The sequence below is a fragment of the Cellulosimicrobium sp. 4261 genome, from assembly GCF_040546915.1.
In the GTDB taxonomy this organism is placed as follows: Bacteria; Actinomycetota; Actinomycetes; order Actinomycetales; family Cellulomonadaceae; genus Cellulosimicrobium; species Cellulosimicrobium cinnabarinum.
This window is the reverse complement of record NZ_JBEPOQ010000003.1, coordinates 27,736-44,256: the sequence shown is the minus strand read 5'-3', so window position 1 is coordinate 44,256 and position 16,521 is coordinate 27,736. Positions and strand designations below refer to the sequence as shown.

Genomic DNA, 16,521 nt, shown 5'->3' with positions numbered 1-16,521 from the left:
CGGGAGGCACGGAGGTCACGGGACGAACTTAACCGCCTCGGCCGCCAGATCGAGAACCGGGGAGGGGAACACACCGAGGAGGAGCACCCCGATCGCGCACACCGCGATCGCCACGGTCGTCGGTCCGGTCGACCGCACGACGGTCACGCCGGTGCCCTCCGAGGCGTCCGCGCCGCCGTCCGCCGCGTCGCGCACGCCACCGGACGGTGCCGTGAAGAACATCAGCACGATGAGGCGGACGTAGAAGAACACCGCCACGGCGGAGGCGAGCACACCGACCACCGCGAGCACCCAGGTGGAGCCACCGCCCTGCCCGTCGGGGCCGGCGATCGCCGCGCCGAACGCGGTGAACTTCGCCACGAACCCGGCGGTCAGCGGGATGCCCGCCATGGAGAGCAGGAAGAGCGAGAAGACGCCGGCGAGCCACGGGCTGCGGCGCCCGAGACCCGCCCACTGGGCGAGGTGGGTGGCCTCGCCGAGCACGGCGACGGGCTCTCGGGACGAGCCGTCCGTGACGTTGTCCGCCGCGTCCGAGCCGTCATCTCCCCCGGCGCCCGCCCCGACGGTCGCGGCCACCCGCTCGCGCACGGGGGCCGTCTCGCGGACGAGCGTGACGACCGCGAAGGCGCCGACCGTCGCGAGGCCGTAGACGAGGAGGTAGAACACCGTCGCCCGCAGCGAGAGCTGGGAGAAGCCGAGGACGCCGACGAGGATGAAGCCCGCGTGGGCGATCGACGAGTAGGCGAGGAGCCGCTTGACGTCGGTCTGCACGGCACCGACGACGGTCCCGACGACCATGGTGAGCAGCGTGACGATCCACAGCGCGACGAACAGGTCCTCGCGCGTGGCCGGCGACGACTGCGCGAGGCCGAGGCTCACGACGTACAGCACGCGCAGGAGCGCGCCGAACGCCGCCGCCTTGGTGCACGCGGCCATGAAGCCCGTGATCGGCGTCGGTGCCCCCTGGTAGACGTCGGGGGTCCAGGAGTGGAACGGCGCCGCGCCGATCTTGAAGAGGAGCCCCGCGAGGATGAGCAGCGCGCCGACGACGACGAGACCGGGCATGCTCGCGAGCGGGCCCCCGGGCGTCGCGAGCGACTGGTACACCTCGACCAGGTCCACCGAGCCGGCGAACCCGTAGACGAGAGCGACGCCGAACACGAACAGCGCGGACGCGAACGCGCCGAGCAGGAAGTACTTGAACGACGCCTCCTGCGACAGCAGGCGGCGACGCCGGGACATCGCGGACAGCACGTACAGCGGGAGCGAGAGCACCTCGAGCGCGACGAACATCACGAGCAGGTTCCCGGTGGCGGGGAAGATCATCATGCCGCCGACGGCGAACAGCACGAGCGGGTAGACCTCGGTCTGCTCGAGCCCCTTGCGCCGCGTGAGGTCCTCGTACGGCGAGCCGGGGACGGCGGCCGCGGACGGCGCGAACGCGTCCTGGCCGGTCGACGTCCGGTCGGCGATCACGAGGATCGCCAGGAACGCGAGCAGCACGACGATCCCCTGGACCGCGAGCCCGAAGGGGTCGATGACCATCGACCCGCCGAGCACGCGCACGCCGTAGGCGGCGCCGTCCGTGCCCTGGACGGCGGGGTCGCGCCACAGCACGACGACGAACGCGAGCGCCACGGCCGTCGCCAGCAGGGCCAGGACGACCTGCACCGTGCGCCGGACGCGCGCCGGGACGAACGCCTCGACGAGCACGCCGACGACGCCGGCGCCGAGCACGACGAGGACCGGGGCGAGGTACAGCCAGTCGACCGTGGGGGCCACGAAGGAGTCGTTCACGACTCGCTCCCTTCGTCGGAGCTACGAGTGACGGACGTGCCCTGGCCCGAGGAGACCTGCTCGGTCGCCGCGGCGAACGGGTCGGAGCGCGGCGGGTCCTCGACGCCCGCGACCGCGAGGTCGGAGAGCGTCACCTCGGCGGGCTCGCGCACGAGGTCGAGCGCGGGTGCCGGGTAGAACCCGAGGACGAGGAGGGCGACCAGCAGCGGCGCGACGACCCACTTCTCGCGCGCGCCCAGGTCGGGGAGCTGTTCCAGCCCCTCGCGCGTGCCGCCCGTGAAGACCCGCTGGTAGGTGAGGAGCACGTAGAGCGCGGCGAGCACGACGCCGAGCACCGCGACGAGCGCGGCCCACGGGCTGCGCGCGAACGTCCCGACGAGGACCATGATCTCGCTGACGAACGTCGACAGGCCCGGCAGCGACAGCGCGGACAGGCCCGCCACGAGGAACGTGCCCGCGAGCACCGGGACGACCTTCTGGAGGCCGCCGTAGTCCGCGATGCGCTGCGACCGCTCGGGGTGCCGCGCGACGAGGAAGCCTGCCAGGAGGAAGAGCGCCCCGGTCGAGATGCCGTGGTTCACCATGTAGAGCGACGAGCCGGACACGCTGAGCGACGTGAACGCGAAGATGCCGAGCACGATGAACCCGAAGTGCGACACCGACGTGTAGGCGATGAGGCGCATGAGGTCGCTCTGCCCGATCGCCATGAGCGCGCCGTAGAGGATCGACACCACGGCGAGCACCACGACGACGGGCGCCGCCCACCTGCTCGCGTTCGGGAACAGCGGCAGGCACAGCGTGAGCATCCCGAACGTGCCCACCTTGTCCAGGACGCCGACGAGCAGGGTGGACGTCCCGGCGGGCGCGTGCTGCGCGGCGTCGGGCAGCCAGGTGTGCACGGGGAAGAGCGGCGCCTTGATGGCGAAGGCGAGGAAGAAGCCGAGGAACAGCAGCCGCTCGATCGTGACCGGCATCGGGGTCTCCGCGAAGTACCCCACGAGGTTCGCCGTGAGGAACGCGTCCTCGGGCCGCGCGCCCGTGGCCGGGTCGATCGGCACCTGCACGTAGAGCGCGATGACGGCCGCGAGCATGATGAGGCCGCCCGCGAGCGAGAACAGCAGGAACTTCACGGCGGCGTAGCGCCGCCGTGCCCCGACGCCGAACCCGCCGATCATGAAGTAGACCGGGATCAGCATGGCCTCGAACAGCACGTAGAAGAGGAACACGTCGCGCGCGACGAACACCGCGACCATGAACGCCTCGAGCAGCAGCACGAGCGCGAGGTAGTGGCGCAGGCGGCGGACGTCGCCGTCCTGCTCCTTCCACGCGGCGAGCACGACGAGCGGGACCAGCAGCACCGAGAGCGCGACGAGCGCGAGCGCGACGCCGTCGGCGCCCACCGCGTAGCTCGCCCCGATCTGCGGGATCCAGCGGTACGTCTCGGCGAGCTGGTGGGTGCCCGCCGCCGACGTGTCGAACGCGGTGAACGCGCCGACGAGCAGGCCGAGCTCGACGAGCGCCGCACCGAGCGCGATGCCGCGCACGGCACGCAGCGCGCCGGCACCGACGCCGCGCGTGCGGGCGGCGGCCGTGAGCCACACCGCCGCGGCACCCACCAGGGGCCAGGCGACGAGCAGGGACAACCAGGGGACGGAGGTGGTCATGGGTGTCTCCCTCTCAGCTCGCGGAGCCGGTGGTCAGGGCGAGGACGACGGCGACGACGACCACGAGGCCGCCGAGCATCGTCGCGCCGTACGAGCGCACGTAGCCGTTCTGCCAGCCGCGGAGCCACTCCCCCACCTTGCCGACGAGGCCCGCCAGGCCCATCCAGCCGCCGTCGACCATCTCCTTGTCGGCGTAGACGAGCGAGCGCGTGAGGTACTGGCCGGGGCGCATGAACACGGTCTCGTTGACGTCGTCCTGGTACAGGTCGCGGCGGGCCGCGCGCGTGAGCACCGAGCCGCGCGGGGCGCGGACCGGGACGCTCGACATCGCGTACTGGCGCCACGCGAGCGCCGCGCCCGCGAGGACGAGCAGGAGCGTCAGCGCGATGAGCGACCAGACGGGCAGCACCGGCTCGTGGTGCTCGGCGTGCCCCGTGACGGGCTCGAGCCACGTGACGAAGCGCGAGCCCGCGGCGAGGATGCCGCCCAGGGCCACCGACCCGACGGCGAGCACGATCATCGGCCACGTCATGAGGCGCGGGGACTCGTGCGGGCGCTGGACGGGACCGTCCTGCGGGCCGAGGCCGTCCACGGAGCCGCTGCCGTCGTTCCAGCGGCGGCGTCCGGAGAACGTCATGAAGAACAGGCGCGACATGTAGAACGCGGTGATGCCCGCGCCGAGCAGCGCGACGCCGCCGAAGACCCAGGCCCGCCACGGCTCGCCGTCGACGGGGACGAAGGCGGCCTCGATGATCTTGTCCTTGCTCCAGAAGCCCGAGAACGGCGGGATCCCGAGGATCGCGAGCCAGCCCATCATGAACGTGATCCAGGTGACCTTCATGTACCGGGCCAGGCCGCCGAACCGGCGCATGTCGACCTGGTCGTCCATGCCGTGCATCACCGACCCGGCACCGAGGAACATGCCGGCCTTGAAGAAGCCGTGCGTCACGAGGTGGAAGATCGCGAACGCGTAGCCGATCGGGCCGAGCCCGGCGGCGAGGATCATGTAGCCGATCTGCGACATGGTCGACGCGGCGAGCGCCTTCTTGATGTCGTCCTTCGCGCAGCCGACGATCGCCCCGAAGAGCAGCGTCACCGCACCCACGATCACCACGACGAGCTGCGCCGTCGGCGCGCCCTCGAAGATCGGCGCGGACCGCACGACGAGGTAGACGCCCGCCGTGACCATGGTCGCGGCGTGGATGAGCGCGGAGACCGGCGTCGGGCCGGCCATCGCGTCCCCGAGCCATGCCTGGAGCGGGAACTGCGCCGACTTGCCGCAGGCCGCGAGCAGGAGCGCGAGGCCCGTCGCCGTGAGCAGCGCGGTCGAGGCCTCCGGCACGCGGGCGAACACCGTGCTGAAGTCGAGCGCGCCGAACGTCGCGAACATGAGCATCATCGCGACGATGAGGCCGATGTCGCCCACGCGGTTCATGACGAACGCCTTCTTCGCCGCGACCGCGTACGCCCGGTTGTGGTTCCAGAACCCGATGAGCAGGTACGACGCGAGGCCCACGCCCTCCCAGCCGACGAACAGCAGGAGGAACGAGTCGGCGAGGACGAGGACGAGCATCGCCGCGATGAACAGGTTGAGGTACGCGAAGAACCGGCGCCGGTCGCGGTCGTGCGCCATGTAGGCGACCGCGTAGACGTGGATGAGCGTCCCGACGAACGTCACGAGGAGCACGAACGTCAGGGACAGCGGGTCGATCCGCAGCCCGACGGCGAGGTCGAGCCCGCCGGACACGATCCAGTCGAACAGGCGGTAGTCCACGACGCGCTCGTCGACCGGGAGGCCCAGCATCGACACGAAGAGGACCAGGCCCACGACGAACGCCGCGGCGGACATGAGCACGCCGAACCAGGCGCCCCAGCGGTCGCTGCGGCGGCCCGCGAGCAGCAGGACGGCCGCCCCGACGAGCGGGAGCAGCACGAGCAGCGGTGCGGCGAGGAACGCGCCCGGGACCGTCTCGGTCGCGGGCACGACGTCGGTCGCGGTCAGCAGTCCGCCCGCCGACGGCAGGGCGGGAAGGAGCATCGTCATCGGTGCCGGCCCCTCAGCTCTTGAGCAGGTTGACGTCGTCGACCGAGGCGGACCGACGGGTGCGGAAGATGGACACGATGATCGCGAGGCCGACGACGACCTCCGCCGCCGCGACCACCATGACGAAGAACGCGAGGACCTGGCCGGTCACGTCGCCGTGCATGCGGGCGAACGTGACGAACGCGAGGTTGGTCGCGTTGAGCATGAGCTCGACGCCCATGAACACGATGATCGCGTTGCGGCGCAGCAGGACCGTCGCGGCGCCGATCGCGAAGAGGATCGAGGCCAGCACGAGGTAGTGGGTGAGCTCCATCAGTCCTCTCCTCCCGGGGTCGCGCCGGGCACGCGGGACCGGCCCGGGTCGTCGGGACCCGCGACGTCGCCGGCGGGCGCCTCGCCCTCGGGCTGCTCGGCCGTCGCGGCCTGCACCACGCGCTCGTTCGCGTCCTGGGCGCGCAGCGCGGGCAGGGCGCGCTGCGGCTCGTGCTCGACGAGCACGTCGCGCTCGGCCTCGAGGATCGTGCCGGCCGAGCGCTCCTGGCCGCGGATCCGCAGGATGCGGGACACCGACTCCTCGATGGGCCGGCCCTGCGGGTCGAGGGCCGGCGTGTCCATCGCGTTGTTCTGCGCGTAGACGCCGGGCGCGGCGAGCGGCGTGAGCCGGCCGCCCGAGGGCAGGGCCGCGACCTTCGCGTCCGCCTGCTCGCGCTGGCCGACCTTCGGCGTGAGGCGGCGCCGGTGCGTGAGCACGAGCGCCGAGACCGCGGCGGTGATGAGCAGGATGCCCACGACCTCCATCGCGAACACGTAGTCCGCGAAGAGCACGCGTGCGAGCGCGACCGGGTTCGTCACCGCGTTCGCGGCCTCGAGGCCGACCGCGGGCGGGAACGCCGCCTGCGAGACGACGCCGACCAGCACCGCCCCGAGCCCGAGCCCGAGCAGCACGCCGATCCAGCGCTGGCCGCGGATCGTCTCGACGAGCGAGTCCGACGCGTCGACGCCGACGAGCATGAGCACGAAGAGGAACAGCATCATCACGGCGCCCGTGTAGACGACCACCTGGACGACGCCGAGGAACGACGCCTCCTGCGCGATGTAGAGGATCGCGAGGTCGACCATGACGAACATGACCGCGATGGCGGCGTGCACCGCCTTGCGTGCGAAGAGCAGCGAGAGCGCCGCGAGCACCATGAGAGGGGCGAGGACCCAGAACAGGACCGCCTCGCCGCCGCCCCCGATCACCGCGCGCCCTTCCGGGCCGACGGACGGGCGGACCGCCCGGACGGCTGCGTGACCCGCCGGACCTCCGGCTCGCGGCCCGCCTGCTCCGGCGGGAGCGTCGGGTCGTCCGGCCGGTGCTCGCGCACCCACTCCACCTGCTCGGCCACCGGGCCGCTCACCTCTCCGCGGTAGTACTCGGTGTCCGACGTCCCGGGCACCATCGGGTGCGGCGCGGCGAGCATGCCCTCGCGCAGCGGCGCGAGGAGGTCCTGCTTCTCCCAGATCATGCCCTCGCGCGTCGGCCCGGCGAGCTCGTACTCGTTGGTCATCGTCAGCGCGCGCGTCGGGCACGCCTCGATGCACAGCCCGCAGAAGATGCAGCGCAGGTAGTTGATCTGGTAGACGCGGCCGTACCGCTCGCCGGGCGACATGTGGCCGCCGTCGGGGAGGTCCGCGTTGTCCGCGCCCTCGACGTAGATCGCGTCCGCGGGGCACGCCCAGGCGCACAGCTCGCACCCGATGCACTTCTCGAGCCCGTCGGGGTACCGGTTGAGCTGGTGCCGGCCGTGGTAGCGCGGCTTGGGCGGCACCTTCTGGCGCGGGTACTGCTCCGTCACGGTCGGCCGGAACATCGAGGAGAAGGTCACGCCGAACCCGGCGACGGGCGCGACGAGCTCGCGCAGGCCCTTCGCCTGCGGGCGGCGGACCTCGTACTCGCCCGGCCGGTCCGGCTTCTGGTCGTCAGCCACGGTCGACCTCCTTGTCGTGCGGTGTGTCGCGGGGAGCACCGGCACCCGGTGCGGACGTCCTGGCCGCGCCCGCGTCGTCGGGCACGAGGGCCCGACGGCGCGGCGAGGGCGGGAGCGACTGGCCGGGCAGCGGCGGGACGGGGAAGCCGCCGGCGAACGCGTCGAACGGCTCGGGCGCGGCGCCCGCGGCGCGCGGAGCCGACCCGGGCGGCGCCTTCTTCTCGGGCCAGAACCAGACGACGACCACCACCACGAGGGCTGTCGCGACCGCGATCCCGATGAACACGCGCAGGTCCACGTCGAGGAACTGGCGCACGGCCTGGGCGACGGCGAGCAGCACGAGCCACGCGAGCGCGAAGGGGATGAGGACCTTCCAGCCGAAGCGCATGAACTGGTCGTAGCGCAGGCGCAGCAGCGTGCCGCGCACCCACACAAAGAAGAACATGACGGCCCAGACCTTGACGAGGAACCAGAGGATGGGCCACCAGCCCTCGTTGAACATCCCGTCGTTGATCGCCGAGAGCGGCCACGGCGCGCGCCACCCGCCGAGGAACAGCGTCGTCGCGACCGCGGAGACGTTGAGCATGTTGATGTACTCCGCGAGGAAGAACCACGCGAACTTCATCGACGAGTACTCGGTCATGTACCCCGACACGAGCTCGCCCTCGGCCTCGGGGAGGTCGAACGGCAGGCGGTTCGTCTCACCGACCATGGAGATCACGTAGATGACGAACGCCGGCAGGAGCGGGAGGAACCACCACAGCTGCGTCTGCGAGTCGACGATGCGCGAGGTCGACATCGACCCCGCCATGAGGAAGACGGAGACGAGCGAGAGGCCCATCGCGAGCTCGTAGCTGATGACCTGGGCCGTCGAGCGGACCGACCCGAGCAGCGGGTACGTCGAGCCGGACGACCAGCCGCCGAGCACGATCCCGTACACGCCGAGCGACGCGCACGCGAGGATGTAGAGCGTCGCGACCGGGAAGTCGGTGAGCTGGGCGGGCGTCACGTAGTCCGTGAAGGGGATCTGCACCTCGGGCCCGAACGGGATCACCGCGAACACGAGGAGCGCGCAGAACACGGAGATCATCGGCGCGAGCAGGTAGACGAACTTGTCGGCCGCCTTGACGGTGATGTCCTCCTTGAGCAGAAGCTTCATCGCGTCGGCGAGCGACTGCAGCAGGCCGAACGGGCCGTGCCAGTTCGGGCCGGGCCGCACCTGCATGCGGGCGACGACCTTGCGCTCGAACCAGATCGCGAACAGCACGCTCGTCAGCAGGAAGACGAGGATGAGGACGGCCTTGACGAGGTACGTCCAGCCGTTGTCCTGCGAGAAGTTCGCCGTGATGCCGGGCACCGCCGGCGTCTCGGTGGCCAGCGCGTGGAGCGCGTGCAGGCCGCTCATGCGCCCTCCCCTCCGTCGGTGGTCCCCGGCTCGAGCCGGACGAGGTCGCCCGGCACCGCGCCGAGCGTGGCGTGCACGGACGACCCCGGCGAGCGCAGCGGCAGCCACACCACGTGGTCGACCATGTCGGTCACCACCACGGGGAGCGTGACCGCGCCCCGGTCGGTGACGACGCGCACGAGCTCGCCGTCGAACACGTCGACCGCGGCGGCCGTGGCCGCCGACAGGCGGGCCACGGGGCGCTTGGCCGTGCCGGCCAGGTAGCGCTCGCCGTCCTGGCCGCGCGCGTCGTCGAGGAGGAGGCGCCAGCTCGCGAGGACCGCGGTCCCCGGCGCGACGGCGGGCGGCTCGGTCGCGTCGACCGTGGGCGCCGCGGCGCGCGCGCCGTCCCAGGCGCCGTCGCCCACGAGCTGCTCGAGCTCGGCGCGCACGGCCTCGAGCGTCGACAGGCCGAGCGGGGCGCCGGCGGCGTCCGCGAGCGCGTCGAGCACGCGGTGGTCGGGCATCGCGGTCGAGGCGAGCGCGGCCGGGAACGGGCGCACGCGCCCCTCCCAGCTCACGAACGCCCCGGCCCGCTCCACGGGCGGCGCGACCGGGAGGACGACGTCGGCGAGGTCCGTCACCGCCGAGCGCCGCACCTCGAGCGAGACGACGACGTCCGCCGCCTCGAGCGCGCGGCGCGCGTGCACCGGGTCGGGCAGGTCGTCGAGCTCGAGCCCGCCCACGAGGACGCCCGCGAGCTGGCCGACCGAGAGCGCGTCGAGCATCTCCCCCAGGTCGCGGCCCGGGGCCGTGGGCAGTCCCGCGGGGTGGTCCTCGGTCGTCGCCGCGCCCCACACGGTCGCGACGTCCACGCGGGCCGCGGCGTCGGCGACCGGGCGGCCGCCCGGCAGGAGGTTGGGCAGCGTGCCCGCCTCGACGCCGCCCCGCTCGCCTGCTCGGCGCGGGACCCAGGCGACGCGCGCGCCCGTCGCGGCGACCGCGCGCAGCAGCGCGCTGTAGCCGCCGGGCGTCGCGGCGAGCCGCTCCCCCACGAGGACGACCGCGCCCGGCTGCCGGAGCGCGTCGCTCGCGTCGGCGAGGACGTCGTCGGTGCCGCTCGCCTCGTCGAGCGTGCGGACCCGGTCGCCCGCGGCGATGCCGTCGAGCCACTCCGCCTCGGTGCCCGGGGCGGCGGGGAGCAGCGTGCCGTGCATGCGCTGCACGCCGCGCGACGCGAACGGCGCCACGGAGAACACGCGGACCCGGTGCCGCAGCGCGCCCTTGCGCAGGCGCAGGAACGCGACGCCCGCCTCCTCCTCGGCCTCGAGGCCGACGAGCAGGACCGCGGGGGCCTTCTCGAGGTCGGGGAAGGTCACGCCGAGACCGGTGCCGGCGACGGCGTGCGCGAGGAAGTCCGCCTCCTCCGCGCTGTGCGCGCGGGCCCGGTGGTCGACGTCGTTGGTGCGCAGCCACGTGCGCGCGAGCTTGGCGTACGCGTACGCGTCCTCGACCGTGAGCCGCCCGCCGGGCAGGACGCCGACCCCGCCCGCGTCGCGGGCCCGGGTCAGGGCGTCGGCCGCGACCTCGAGCGCCTCGGCCCACGAGGCCGGGCGCAGCTCGCCGCGCGTCACCGTGCCGTCCGGCGCGACCTCGCGGTCGCGCACGAGCGGGTGCGTGAGGCGGTCCGGCGCGGACTGCCACGTGAAGGCGAAGCGGTCCCGGTCGGTGATCCACTCCTCGTTGACGAGCGGGTCCTGGCCGGCGAGACGGCGCAGCACGACGCCCCGGCGGTGGTCGACGCGGATCGCCGACCCGGACGAGTCGTGCTCGGCGACCGACGGCGTCGAGACCAGGTCGAACGGGCGCGACCGGAAGCGGTACGCCGCACCCGTGAGCGCGCCGACCGGGCAGATCTGCACGGTGTTGCCGGAGAAGTACGACGCGAACGGGAGTCCGGCCTCGTCCTCCAGCGCCAGGCCCACCGGGCGGTCGCCGGGCGCCTCGCCCGCGGGGGGCGCGAAGTCGAGCACGGCCTCGTCGAAGCGGCCGATCTGCTGCGCGGCGCCGCGCTTCTGCAGGTCGATGAACGCGTCGCCCGCGATCTCCTGCGAGAAGCGCGTGCACCGCTGGCACAGGACGCAGCGCTCGCGGTCGAGCAGGATCGTCGTCGAGACGGCGATCGGCTTCGGGAACGTGCGCTTGACGTCGACGAACCGGCTCGTCGCCCGCCCGTTGCTCATCGCCTGGTTCTGCAGGGGGCACTCGCCGCCCTTGTCGCACACCGGGCAGTCGAGCGGGTGGTTGATGAGCAGCAGCTCCATGATCCCGTGCTGCGCCTTGTCGGCGACCGGGCTCGTGCGCTGCGTCTTGACCACCATGCCCGGCGTCGCCTCGAGCGTGCACGACGCCTGCGGCTTCGGCATGGGCCGCACGTTGCCCTCGCGGTCGGGCGCCGCGACCTCGACGAGGCACTGGCGGCACGCCCCGGCGGGCTCGAGCAGCGGGTGGTCGCAGAACCGCGGGATCTGGATCCCGATCTGCTCGGCCGCGCGGATCACGAGCGTGCCCTTGGGCACCGACATCTCGATGTCGTCGATCGTGAACGTCACCTGGTCCGCGGGGGCCGGGGGCTTGGCCGCGCCGCCCGAGGGCGCGACGGCCGAGGAGCCGGTGCCCGGGGCGGGGGTCGTGGTCGTCATCAGTGCACTCCTGCCGTCAGGACGCGGGCCGGGCGGGGCGTGTAGTCGAAGAGCGCGGAGGCCGCCGGGTCGAACGGGCAGCGGTGCTCCGTGATGTGCGCCTCGTACTCGTCGCGGAACAGCGCGATGCTGCTCGTGACGGGCGACGTGGCGCCGTCGCCGAGCGCGCAGAACGCGCGGCCCAGGATGTTGTCGCACGTGTCGAGGAGCAGGTCGAGGTCGGCCTCCGTGCCCTGGCCCGCCTCGATGCGCGCCAGCACCTGCTTCATCCAGTACGTGCCCTCGCGGCACGGCGTGCACTTGCCGCACGACTCGTGCGCGTAGAAGTCGGTCCACCGGCTCACGGCCCGCACGACGCACGTCGTCTCGTCGAAGAGCTGGAGCGCGCGCGTGCCGAGCATCGAGCCCGCCGCCGCGACCGACTCGTAGTCGAGCGGGGTGTCGAGGTGCGCGTCGGTGAACAGCGGCGTCGACGAGCCGCCCGGCGTCCAGAACTTCAGCGCCCTGCCCCCGCGCATCCCGCCCGCGAGGTCGAGCAGCTCGCGCAGCGTCGTGCCGAGCGGAGCCTCGTACTGCCCCGGCCGCGTCACGTGCCCGGAGAGCGAGAACAGGCCGACGCCGGCCGAGCGCTCCGTGCCCATCGACGTGAACCAGTCCGCGCCGCGCGCGACGATCGAGGGCACGCTCGCGATCGACTCGACGTTGTTCACGACCGTCGGCCGCGCGTACAGGCCCGCGACCGCGGGGAACGGCGGCTTGAGCCGCGGCTGCCCGCGGCGGCCCTCGAGCGAGTCGAGCAGCGCCGTCTCCTCGCCGCAGATGTACGCGCCGGCCCCGGCGTGGACCGTGACGTCGAGGTCGAAGCCCGACCCGAGCACGTCCTTGCCGAGGTAGCCCGCCTCGTACGCCTCCTCGACCGCGCGCAGCAGGCGGCGGTACACGTGCAGCACCTCGCCGCGCACGTAGATGAACGCGTGGTCGCACCCGATCGCGTACGACGTGATCGCCACGCCCTCGACGAGCGCCTGCGGGCTCGCGAGCATGAGCGGGATGTCCTTGCACGTGCCCGGCTCGGACTCGTCCGCGTTGACGACGAGGTAGCGCGGGCCGCCGTCGGGCGCGGGCAGGAAGCCCCACTTCATGCCCGTGGGGAACCCCGCGCCGCCGCGGCCGCGCAGGCCCGACGCCTTGACCGTCGCGACGACGTCGCCCGGCTCCTGCCCGAGCGCCGCGCGCAGGCCCGCGTAGCCGCCGCGGTCCAGGTACGACGCGAGCGTCCAGGACCGGTCCGCGTCCCACGTGTCCGACAGGACCGGGGTCAGCGGGTCCGGCGCCGGACGGGTCTCGGTGCTCTGCTGCTCGCTCATGCGTCCGCTCCCTTCGACGGGTCGGGCTTCGTGCCGGGCGACTCGGCCTTGCCGCCGGGGTCGACGTCGGCGTCGGTCGTCGGCTTCCGCTCGGCGCTCGACTGCGCCTCGCCGGCGTCCGGCGCACCGCCGGCGGGGGCGCCGCCGTCCGGGGCCGCCTCCGCGTCCGTCTCACCGGTCGGTGCGGTCCAGCCGTGCTCGCGCGCGAGCCGCAGGCCGGCGAGGGTGGGCTCGCCCGCGCCGACGCCCTCGTCGGCGCGGCCGTCGGTGAAGCCGGCGAGCACGCGGCTCATCTGCTTGAACGTGCACACGCTCGCCGCGCCGCGCGTCGGGGCGACGGCCTCGCCGGCGCGGAGCCGGTCCACGACGTCCGTCGCGCTGCCGGGGGTCTGGTTGTCGAAGAACTCCCAGTTGACCATCATCACGGGCGCGTAGTCGCAGGCCGCGTTGCACTCCACGCGCTCGAGCGTGATCGCGCCGTCCTCGGTCGTCTCGTCGTGCCCGACGCCGAGGTGCTCCGACAGCTCGTCGAAGATCGCGTCGCCGCCCATGATCGCGCACAGCGTGTTCGTGCAGACGCCCACGGTGTAGGTGCCGTTGGGGTGGCGCTTGTACTGGGTGTAGAACGTCGCGACGGCAGAGACCTCGGCCGCGGTGAGGCCGAGCTGCTCCGCGCAGAACAGGATGCCGTCGCGCGACACGTAGCCGTCCTCGGACTGCACGAGGTGCAGCATCGGCAGCAGCGCGGAGCGGGACTCGGGGTAGCGCGCGACGATCTGCGCGGCGTCGGCGGCGAGGCGCGCCGTCGTCTCCGCGTCGTACCCGGGGCGCGCCCGCCGGGCGGGCGTCCCGTCCGTCGCAGGTCCGGCGTCGATGGTCATCGGTCCACCCCTCCCAGCACGGGGTCCAGGGACGCGACCGCGACCACGACGTCGGCCACCTGGCCGCCCTCGCACATCGCTGCCACGGCCTGGAGGTTGTTGAACGACGGGTCGCGGAAGTGCGCCCGGTAGGGGCGCGTGCCGCCGTCGGACACGAGGTGCACCCCGAGCTCGCCGCGCGGGTGCTCCACGGTCTGCCACGCCTGCCCCACGGGGACCCGGAAGCCCTCGGTGACGAGCTTGAAGTGGTGGATCAGGGCCTCCATCGAGGAGCCCATGATCTCCTTGATGTGCTCGAGCGAGTTGCCCTGGCCGTCGCTCCCGATCGCGAGCTGCGCGGGCCACGCGATCTTGCGGTCGCCCACCATGACGGGCTGGCCCGCCGTCGCCTCGAGGCGGTCGAGGCACTGCGCGACGATGTGCAGCGACTGGTAGCACTCCTCGAGCCGCAGCACGACGCGGTCGTAGCAGTCGGCGCCCGTCGCGGTCGGGACGTCGAAGTCGTACGTCTCGTAGCCGCAGTACGGGTCGGACTTGCGCACGTCGTACGGGTGGCCCGTCGAGCGCAGCACCGGGCCGGTGACGCCGAGCGCCATGCAGCCCGCGAGGTTGAGGTGCCCGACCCCGACGAGGCGCCCCTTGAAGATGGGGTTGGCGAGCATGAGGTCGCCGAGCTGGCCGAGGTAGCGGCGCACGAGCGGGTCCGCCCGGCGGACCTGCTCGACGAGGTCCGGCGGCACGTCCTGCGCGACGCCGCCCGGGCGCACGTACGCGTGGTTCATGCGCAGCCCCGTGACCGCCTCGAAGATCCGCAGGATCTCCTCGCGCGCGGTGAACGCGATGGTCATGACGGTCGTCGCGCCCATCTCGTTGCCGCCCGTGCCGAGGCACACGAGGTGGGACGCGATGCGGTTGAGCTCCATCATCAGCACGCGGATGACGCTCGCCCGCTCGGGCACGTCGTCCGTGATGCCGAGGAGCTTCTCGACCGCGAGGCAGTACGCCGTCTCCTGGAACAGCGGCGCCAGGTAGTCCATGCGGGTGCAGAACGTGACGCCCTGCGTCCACGTCCGGAACTCCATGTTCTTCTCGATGCCGGTGTGCAGGTAGCCGATGCCGCAGCGCGCCTCGGTGACCGTCTCGCCGTCGATCTCGAGCATGAGGCGGAGCACGCCGTGCGTCGACGGGTGCTGCGGGCCCATGTTGACGACGATGCGCTCCTCGCCGAGCGCGGCGGCCGCGACGGCGCTCTCCGCGATCTCGGCCCAGTCGCCGCCGGACGCCTCGAAGCTCGGGACGCCGGGGTCGAAGTCGCCGACGGGCGGCCGGGTGGCGTGCGGGGCGCCGCCGGGGGCGCCGGTGGTGTGCGTGCTCACGAGTACGACCTCCTCGTGTCGGGCGGGGGCACGGTCGCGCCCTTGTACTCGACGGGGATCCCGCCGAGCGGGTAGTCCTTGCGCTGCGGGTGGCCCGGCCAGTCGTCGGGCATCTCGATGCGCGCGAGCGACGGGTGGCCGTCGAAGACGATGCCGAAGAAGTCCCACGTCTCGCGCTCGTGCCAGTCGTTCGTCGGGTAGACGGACGTCGTGGACGGCACGTGCGGGTCCGCGTCGGGCACCGCCACCTCGAGCCGCAGCCGCCGGCCGTGGGTGATCGAGGTCAGGTGGTAGACGGCGTGCAGCTCGCGGCCGACGTCGTGCGGGAAGTGCACGCCGCTCACGCCCAGGCTCAGCTCGAAGCGCAGGTCCTGGTCGTCGCGCAGCGCGCGGCACACCTCGACGAGATGGTCGCGGTGCACGTGCAGGGTCAGCTCGGCGTGCGCGCCGGGCGGGTCGACGACGACGCGCTCGACCGCGGCGTCGAACGCGACGCCGGAGGCCTCGAGCACCTCGGCGAGGACGTCCACGACCTCGTCGAACCAGCCGCCGTAGGGGCGCGCGCTCGCGCCCGGCATCGCGACGGGCTGGACCAGCCCGCCGTACCCGGACGTGTCGCCCGAGCCGTGGACGCCGAACATGCCCTCGCGGACCTCGACGACCTCGAGCGTGCGGGGCGCCCCGGCACCGGTCACGAGGTCGGCCGACCGGGGGCCGTTCACCTCCTCCGGCTGCGGCACCGGCGTGCCGGCGCCGCTCTTCTCGTCCGTCACCGCAGCAGCCCCTTCATCTGGAACGTGGGCGTCGCCTCGAGCGCCGCCGCCTCGGCGGCGCGCGCCGCCTCCTTGCGGTTCACGCCGAGCGGCTCGTGCTGGATCTGGTCGTGCAGCGCGAGGATCGCGTTGATGAGCATCTCCGGCCGCGGCGGGCAGCCGGGCAGGTAGATGTCGACAGGGACGACGTGGTCGACGCCCTGCACGATCGCGTAGTTGTTGAACATGCCGCCGCTCGACGCGCACACGCCCATGGACAGGACCCACTTGGGCTCGCTCATCTGGTCGTAGACCTGCCGCACGACCGGCGCCATCTTCTGGCTCACGCGCCCGGCCACGATCATGAGGTCCGCCTGGCGCGGCGACGCGCGGAAGACCTCCATGCCGAAGCGCGACAGGTCGAACCGCGACGCGCCCGCCGCCATCATCTCGATGGCGCAGCACGCGAGGCCGAAGGTCACGGGCCACAGCGACGCCTTGCGCAGGTACCCCGCGAGGTCCTCGATCGTGGTGAGCAAGAAGCCCGAGGGAGCTTCCTCGATCCCCATGGTGTCTCTCCTAGT

General features: G+C 73.0%; 13 protein-coding genes. All 13 read right to left on the bottom strand.

What is annotated here, in order from left to right; genetic code table 11:
* Positions 1 to 15 precede the first annotated feature (15 nt).
* The 13 genes from nuoN to ABIE39_RS04720 are packed head-to-tail and all read right to left on the bottom strand — an operon-like array spanning position 16 to position 16,506.
* Positions 16 to 1,797, bottom strand: a complete 1,782-nt coding sequence (gene nuoN / locus ABIE39_RS04780) for an NADH-quinone oxidoreductase subunit NuoN (RefSeq protein WP_354050658.1) — start codon at positions 1,795 to 1,797, stop codon at positions 16 to 18.
* Positions 1,794 to 3,461 carry an NADH-quinone oxidoreductase subunit M gene (locus ABIE39_RS04775; RefSeq protein WP_354050656.1) on the bottom strand — a complete coding sequence of 556 codons (1,668 nt, stop codon included), beginning with the start codon at positions 3,459 to 3,461 and terminating at the stop codon, positions 1,794 to 1,796. The genes nuoN and ABIE39_RS04775 overlap by 4 nt, the downstream gene beginning before the upstream one ends.
* A 13-nt stretch (positions 3,462 to 3,474) precedes the next feature.
* Positions 3,475 to 5,505 carry an NADH-quinone oxidoreductase subunit L gene (gene nuoL / locus ABIE39_RS04770; protein ID WP_354050655.1) on the bottom strand — a complete coding sequence of 677 codons (2,031 nt, stop codon included), beginning with the start codon at positions 5,503 to 5,505 and terminating at the stop codon, positions 3,475 to 3,477.
* A 13-nt stretch (positions 5,506 to 5,518) separates the two neighbouring features.
* Positions 5,519 to 5,818: an NADH-quinone oxidoreductase subunit NuoK gene (nuoK, locus tag ABIE39_RS04765; RefSeq protein ID WP_074808829.1), complete on the bottom strand. Its 300-nt coding sequence runs from the start codon at positions 5,816 to 5,818 to the stop codon at positions 5,519 to 5,521.
* On the bottom strand, positions 5,818 to 6,696 hold the full coding sequence (locus ABIE39_RS04760; RefSeq protein WP_255436991.1) for an NADH-quinone oxidoreductase subunit J: 879 nt from the start codon (positions 6,694 to 6,696) through the stop codon (positions 5,818 to 5,820). The genes nuoK and ABIE39_RS04760 overlap by 1 nt, the downstream gene beginning before the upstream one ends.
* Positions 6,697 to 6,743: 47 nt before the next feature.
* Positions 6,744 to 7,475 carry an NADH-quinone oxidoreductase subunit NuoI gene (nuoI, locus tag ABIE39_RS04755; protein ID WP_074808827.1) on the bottom strand — a complete coding sequence of 244 codons (732 nt, stop codon included), beginning with the start codon at positions 7,473 to 7,475 and terminating at the stop codon, positions 6,744 to 6,746.
* Positions 7,468 to 8,880 carry an NADH-quinone oxidoreductase subunit NuoH gene (gene nuoH, locus ABIE39_RS04750; protein ID WP_354050653.1) on the bottom strand — a complete coding sequence of 471 codons (1,413 nt, stop codon included), beginning with the start codon at positions 8,878 to 8,880 and terminating at the stop codon, positions 7,468 to 7,470. Before nuoH ends, nuoI begins: the two co-directional genes overlap by 8 nt.
* Complete coding sequence (locus ABIE39_RS04745) at positions 8,877 to 11,561, bottom strand: NADH-quinone oxidoreductase subunit G (protein ID WP_354050651.1); 2,685 nt, start codon at positions 11,559 to 11,561, stop codon at positions 8,877 to 8,879. The genes nuoH and ABIE39_RS04745 overlap by 4 nt, the downstream gene beginning before the upstream one ends.
* Complete coding sequence (nuoF, locus tag ABIE39_RS04740) at positions 11,561 to 12,928, bottom strand: NADH-quinone oxidoreductase subunit NuoF (protein ID WP_354050649.1); 1,368 nt, start codon at positions 12,926 to 12,928, stop codon at positions 11,561 to 11,563. Before nuoF ends, ABIE39_RS04745 begins: the two co-directional genes overlap by 1 nt.
* Entirely contained in the window at positions 12,925 to 13,809 is an 885-nt protein-coding gene (gene nuoE, locus ABIE39_RS04735) for an NADH-quinone oxidoreductase subunit NuoE (protein ID WP_175007753.1), read from the bottom strand. Before nuoE ends, nuoF begins: the two co-directional genes overlap by 4 nt.
* Positions 13,806 to 15,185: an NADH-quinone oxidoreductase subunit D gene (locus ABIE39_RS04730; protein WP_074808817.1), complete on the bottom strand. Its 1,380-nt coding sequence runs from the start codon at positions 15,183 to 15,185 to the stop codon at positions 13,806 to 13,808. The genes nuoE and ABIE39_RS04730 overlap by 4 nt, the downstream gene beginning before the upstream one ends.
* On the bottom strand, positions 15,182 to 15,958 hold the full coding sequence (locus ABIE39_RS04725; protein WP_083385238.1) for an NADH-quinone oxidoreductase subunit C: 777 nt from the start codon (positions 15,956 to 15,958) through the stop codon (positions 15,182 to 15,184). The genes ABIE39_RS04730 and ABIE39_RS04725 overlap by 4 nt, the downstream gene beginning before the upstream one ends.
* On the bottom strand, positions 15,955 to 16,506 hold the full coding sequence (locus ABIE39_RS04720; RefSeq protein ID WP_021481794.1) for a NuoB/complex I 20 kDa subunit family protein: 552 nt from the start codon (positions 16,504 to 16,506) through the stop codon (positions 15,955 to 15,957). The genes ABIE39_RS04725 and ABIE39_RS04720 overlap by 4 nt, the downstream gene beginning before the upstream one ends.
* Between the last annotated feature and the right edge of the window lie 15 nt (positions 16,507 to 16,521).

Excerpts from the sequence above, each read along its gene's own strand:
- ABIE39_RS04745 (WP_354050651.1), bottom strand. The coding sequence starts at position 11,561 with ATGACGACCACGACCCCCGCCCCGGGCACCGGCTCCTCGGCCGTCGCG.
- ABIE39_RS04775 (WP_354050656.1), bottom strand. The coding sequence starts at position 3,461 with ATGACCACCTCCGTCCCCTGGTTGTCCCTGCTCGTCGCCTGGCCCCTG.
- ABIE39_RS04720 (WP_021481794.1), bottom strand. The coding sequence starts at position 16,506 with ATGGGGATCGAGGAAGCTCCCTCGGGCTTCTTGCTCACCACGATCGAG.
- nuoH (WP_354050653.1), bottom strand. The coding sequence starts at position 8,880 with ATGAGCGGCCTGCACGCGCTCCACGCGCTGGCCACCGAGACGCCGGCG.
- nuoF (WP_354050649.1), bottom strand. The coding sequence starts at position 12,928 with ATGAGCGAGCAGCAGAGCACCGAGACCCGTCCGGCGCCGGACCCGCTG.
- ABIE39_RS04760 (WP_255436991.1), bottom strand. The coding sequence starts at position 6,696 with ATGGTGCTCGCGGCGCTCTCGCTGCTCTTCGCACGCAAGGCGGTGCAC.
- nuoL (WP_354050655.1), bottom strand. The coding sequence starts at position 5,505 with ATGACGATGCTCCTTCCCGCCCTGCCGTCGGCGGGCGGACTGCTGACC.
- nuoE (WP_175007753.1), bottom strand. The coding sequence starts at position 13,809 with ATGACCATCGACGCCGGACCTGCGACGGACGGGACGCCCGCCCGGCGG.
- nuoK (WP_074808829.1), bottom strand. The coding sequence starts at position 5,818 with ATGGAGCTCACCCACTACCTCGTGCTGGCCTCGATCCTCTTCGCGATC.